This window comes from Streptomyces chiangmaiensis, from assembly GCF_036281785.1.
GTDB classification, from domain to species: Bacteria; Actinomycetota; Actinomycetes; order Streptomycetales; family Streptomycetaceae; genus Streptomyces; species Streptomyces chiangmaiensis.
In genome coordinates, this window is the sequence record NZ_JAYWVC010000350.1 from 1 (window position 1) to 5,020 (window position 5,020).

Annotated in this window: 5 protein-coding genes; 3 read left to right on the forward strand and 2 right to left on the reverse strand. The window is 70.1% G+C overall.

Features of this window, described 5'->3' with window-relative positions; translation table 11 throughout:
* Window positions 1–579 precede the first annotated feature (579 nt).
* Window positions 580–834 (forward strand): hypothetical protein, encoded by a 255-nt coding sequence (locus VXC91_RS42160; RefSeq protein WP_329512647.1) that lies wholly within the window; start codon window positions 580–582, stop codon window positions 832–834.
* On the opposite strand, the gene VXC91_RS42165 is transcribed toward VXC91_RS42160, so the two are convergent.
* Entirely contained in the window at window positions 800–1,039 is a 240-nt protein-coding gene (locus tag VXC91_RS42165) for a hypothetical protein (protein ID WP_329512648.1), read from the reverse strand. The two genes, VXC91_RS42160 and VXC91_RS42165, sit on opposite strands and share 35 nt — an antisense overlap.
* A 646-nt stretch (window positions 1,040–1,685) precedes the next feature.
* On the opposite strand from VXC91_RS42165, the gene VXC91_RS42170 reads away from it, so the two are divergent.
* Entirely contained in the window at window positions 1,686–2,465 is a 780-nt protein-coding gene (locus VXC91_RS42170) for a hypothetical protein (protein WP_329512649.1), read from the forward strand.
* A 498-nt stretch (window positions 2,466–2,963) separates the two neighbouring features.
* Window positions 2,964–4,433 (forward strand): SulP family inorganic anion transporter, encoded by a 1,470-nt coding sequence (locus tag VXC91_RS42175; RefSeq protein ID WP_329512650.1) that lies wholly within the window; start codon window positions 2,964–2,966, stop codon window positions 4,431–4,433.
* A gap of 370 nt (window positions 4,434–4,803) precedes the next feature.
* Here the strand turns inward: VXC91_RS42175 and VXC91_RS42180 are convergent.
* Window positions 4,804–5,020 (reverse strand): C40 family peptidase (locus VXC91_RS42180; RefSeq protein WP_329512651.1); only part of this gene is annotated, 217 nt, incomplete at its 5' end.

Sequence of the window (5,020 nt, forward strand, 5' to 3'; positions counted from 1 at the left end):
CGTGTGCCGAGCGAGAGCCAAGCTCGGCGCGCAGCGCACTATCTCGCCTTTCGTGTCACCGGGCAGGTTCCGTCCCGGCTGGTGTCGAGGGAGTAAGACCGCCCAGGTCGCTGACCTGGGCGGCTTCCTGAGCCAGGAATCCCCCTGCTTTGGCTGGGGGAGGGTTCAACAGTGCGGGTCTGTCACCTCCTTCGTAATCTCAACAGCACCATCATCACCGTGCCATCGCAACTGGCCACCGCGTGAGAGCAGTAGACCGCTCTATCCGGCTGGGGCAGTGCTTTGCCGTGTTGGACACCTCCTTCGGGAAGGTCCTCACCGTCAAACTGGCGCTGGTCATGGCGGTGTGCGTGCTCGCGGTGGCCGCGCGGTGGCGGATGGCCCAGGCCCAGCGAACGGCCGGCCGCCCGGCACGGGATCCGCGTGCCCCACGCTATCGGCCGCCACCTGCGGAACAGCGCCACCACCGCCACCAGCCACGCGGCTGTCTCGGCCGCTGCGAGGCCGGGCTCGCGGCGGCGGTGGTGTCGGAGGGGTTGCGTGCTCATCCGGCCGGCGTCTCCGCCGTGTGGGGGGCCGGTGCTGACCACGATGCACTTGGCTGCGGCGGCGCTCTGGACCGGTGCGTTGGTGCACCTCGTGTGGGTGGGTATCGCCCGCCGTTGGGACTCCGGCTTCCGTGGCGCGCTTGGCGGCTACGCCCGTCTGGCGCCGGCCCTCGTGGTCGTGGTGCTGCTCACCGACGCCCTGTCCGGGCTGCTGCTGATCTCGCCCTCCGAGCTGCCACTGCGTTTATGGGCTATGCGCTGCCGCCGGGCACTTGCAGCTGGATGAACCGGCCGTGCCAGGTGTGGTGCCAGACCTGGCCGGTGGTCGCGTTGACCGAGAGCACGCCGACGATGTGGTCGTCGCGCAGGGTGTGCAGGGTGTAGTAGCCGGGGAAGTGGTCGGGTTCGGCGGCGTGCAGCTCGGTCTGGTGCTTGCTCAGCCGGCGGCCGGCGATCCGCACCGCCTGGTCGGGCTCCCCTCGCCCGCACAAGATCCGTCAGCTCCACCGCGGAAGCACCGCGGATGTCACCCTGTCGCGTTGATCACTGCATCGAGTGAATCCGGGCCCCGGATGGCGGATTCCAGAGGCCCGGTCCGGCTGCCGGAGGTTCCCTTAAGAGGCCAGCACGGAGGTATGCATGCAGCACACGCTCATCACGGTCGGGCCTGCGACGCGTCGCGGCCTGGGCGCTGTCGTGCTGCTTGCTCTCATGGCACTGCTCCACGCATCGTTCAGTCCCGGCGCCTCCCACCTGTCGGTTCTCGGCCCGGACGGCTGTCGTCGGCAAACCGCGGAAGCCGGTGTGTCTGGCTGCCCGGTCGGTCCACCGGCCGTCGTGAGGGTATCGGCCGGCGAAGACCACCGTGGCGGCGGTATCTATCCCTCCTGCGGCGCGTCCGGCTCGGAGCAGCGCCGACACACCTTCTGCTTCGCCGTACACCTGGCGCCGTCCGCCATGCGGGAGCCCGTCTGTCCCCTACCTCACCCCGTGTCGCTCTCCACGCGAGACACTTTGCGGCTCGCCGCCGCTTCCACTTCCGTCGTCCTGCGCTGTTGAGGAGAACCGGCCGTCCATGCCTTGGGCACGGGCGGGCCTGTCGTCACCCTTTCCCGACCAGCACCGCAGGAGAACTCCATGCGTATGGACGGCTGTGCCGCCACGGGTGCGCTCATGGGCGCCGAAATCGCCTGTACGGGCACCCCACCGCCCAAGGTACGGACGGACGAGTCCGCCGCGGCACGGGCTGCCGCCGTCGCGCGGGATCGCATCGGTGCCGATGAGGCACCGGCACCGCCCGCGTCGCGGCGACGCCCACCCGACGTCGTGGCAACGACTTCGGCCGACGCACGGCGGGTGCCGGACGGCCCCGATCAGGTCCGTAGCCTCGCCGGCGGGATGCACCCGGCGAAGGCCGTCGAACCAGGTGATTGCCCGCGACATGTGGGAGCCCGGAGCCGTGAGCCGCTGACGTTCTGGCGTCGGCACCAACTCGGCGTCGGGCGTGCGGTGATGATGCGGCGAGTGGCGGCCGCGGTGGTGCTGCTGGCCGTAGCGGTGCTGATGAACTTCATGACATCCCATCACTCCCCGTCCGCCTCGAGCGCGGTGTCCGCGATGGCGCCTGCAATCGAATCGGAGTCCAGGAAACCGCACGGCTCCGCCTTCCTGCCTCCGCACGTCGGAGCCGCCGCACAGCACCACGAGACCGCGGCCGAAGCCCCGGCTCGGCCGCCTCGCACGGACCACCATCTCGAACGGCTGGCACTGGCCGCCGACGCCGTGCCGCGAGCCGCGGCAGCAATGCTCGCCGAGACTGCGCCCCACAGGGCGCACCCCCGCACGGCGAGAGAAGCCTGTAACCCCGGCGCCGGGCGCACGCCCGACTCGGCCACCCTGCAGACGTTCCGCCTCTGACCGGCAGCGTGCCGCACGCATCCTGACAGCTCCCTCCGTCCGTCACCGGCTCACAGCCAACGCACCGTCGGTCAAGGCCTGTCGAGTATCTGGATGCCTCAACACGCATTCTTCGCTCCTCCTGTCCTGATACGAGAGCCCCACGAAGAGTCACGAGCCGATTCATGCAGACCCTCATCGGGCGCTCGCGCCCGCTCCCCGACAAGATCTCCGCCAGGCAGGAGGAGTTCGCCCGCCCGGCCGGAGCACAGGGGCCGCAGGCCCCCTTCGTCCTGCCGCTCCGTTCACCGGCGCCCACCGTGGCGAGCTCTACGCGTTGCGTACCGCGGGAAACCTCGCCCCCCGCGACCAGGCATGCGGCCTGCGGTGTCGCGGCCTCCCTCCCATGCACCTTCCGCACTTTCAAGCCCCTGTGACCGACCGCAGCACCCCACACGTGTCCGTCCTGGGTCGCGCCTCTCGCGACGTTCCTTCGCCCCCATACCCGAAAGAACGCCCATGACCTCCCATTTTTCATCCCTGCGCAGCGCTCTGCGCACCGACGTCACCTCCTCTCTGGTCGTCTTCCTCGTCGCCTTGCCCCTGTGCGTCGGTGTCGCGATCGCCGCCGGTGTCCCGGCCGAACTCGGCCTGATCACGGGCATCGTCGGCGGACTGGTCACCGGGCTGCTGCCCGGCAGCAGCCTGCAGGTGTCCGGCCCTGCCGCCGGACTGACGGTCCTGGTCTTCACCGCGGTCAAGGACTATGGTCTGGCCGCGCTCGGTGTGCTCGTCCTGCTCACCGGCCTGCTGCAACTCGCGCTCGGGGCCCTGAGGCTCGGACGCTGGTTCCGGGCGATCTCGCTGTCCGTGGTGCACGGCATGCTCGCCGGCATCGGACTCGTTCTCATCGCCGGGCAGTTGTACGCGCTCGGTGACCGCGAGGCGCCCGGCAGCGGTACCTCCAACATCGCCGGCCTGCCGGGCCACGTCGCCGACGTGGCCGCATCCCGCCCGGCTCTCACCGCGATCGGCGTCGGCATCGGCACCATCGTCGTGATGACCCTCTGGAAGAAGGTCCACGGCCGGGCCCAGCTCCTGCCCGGCCCGCTGCTCGCAGTGGGCACGGCGACCGCCGTCACCGCCGTCTTCGACCTGCCGGTGAAGCGGGTGGAGGTCACCGGGCTCGTCGAGGCCGTCCAGCCGCCCGGACTCGGTGAGTTCATCCGTCTGGTCGATGTGGGCGTGGTGGCCACGATCGTCACCTTCACGCTGGTCGCCTCCGCCGAGTCGCTGTTCAGCGCGGCGGCCGTGGATCGCCTGCACGAGGGTCCGAAGACCGACTACGACAAGGAGTTGATGGCACAGGGGGCGGGCAACGCGGTCTGCGGGTTGCTCGGTGCCGTGCCGATGACTTCGGTGATCGTGCGCAGCGCCGCGAACGTCCAGGCCGGCGCCCGCACCAGACTCTCCCGCGTGCTGCACGGCGTATGGCTGCTGCTGTTCGCCGCCATCCTGCCCGATGCCCTCGGGATGATTCCCACCGCCGCGCTCGCCGGTGTGCTGATCCATGCCGGTTTCAAGCTGCTGCCCTTGAAGGAGCTGGGTCCGCTGTGGCGCGAGCACCGCGGTGAGGCCGTGATCCTGGTGATCACCGCGGGCGCGATCCTGTTCACCAACATGTTCGAAGGCGTCCTGGTCGGCCTGGTCCTGGCCGTCACGAAGGCGGCCTGGGAGGTGTCCCACGTCCACATCGACGTCGCCGACTCCGGTGAGGGACGGGTGCGCGTCCGTATCCAGGGAAACGCCACCTTCCTGCGACTGCCGCGCATCCTGGACACATTGGAGAACCTGCCCGTGGATCGGTCCGTGGAGCTCAACCTTGCCGGTCTGCGCCACCTCGACCACGCCTGCATGACCGCCTTGCAGAACTGGGCGGACCAACGCAATGCGCGCACCGTCCCGTCCGACCGCGCTCCCGCGACGTGACCTGTGGCCCGGGGGGCCGGTGCTCCGGTCGTCCCCCGGGGTCTGGACCTGGTCTTCGTCGGCACCGCCGTCGCCACGCATCGTCGCGGCGACGGGGAAGGCCGGACAGGGGCTGTTGCGCGCCCACACGCCCGACCCGACCCTCCAAGTGGCCGGCTCCGGTGGAACGACGGGTGACCCCGTCCACTGCGAGGATCGGCACGGCCTCTCCACCGGTGCGAGCCGCACGTCCCTGCGTCGGGCCGCAGCGGCCCCCTTGCCGGGTCACTGGTGCAGCAACCGTCACCGCCCTCGACGAAGGGTGGTGCTGAGCACGGGACGAGTTGCTTCGCTGGTGCGGGCGAGCGGCGGCGCGATCCTGGGGGGCCGGTCAGACGCGGACACCGAACATGAACGGCCCGCCGATCGTGTCCATCGACTCGTACCGGACGACCGTCCCGGTGCGCGGTGCATGCAGGATCTGACCGTTGCCCGCGTAAAGGCCCACATGGTGGAGGTCATTGAAGAAGAAGACCAGGTCGCCGACCCTGAGGCTGCTGGTCGAGTAGATGCGGGTGCCGGCGTTGGTCTGCGCCTGTGAGGTGCGT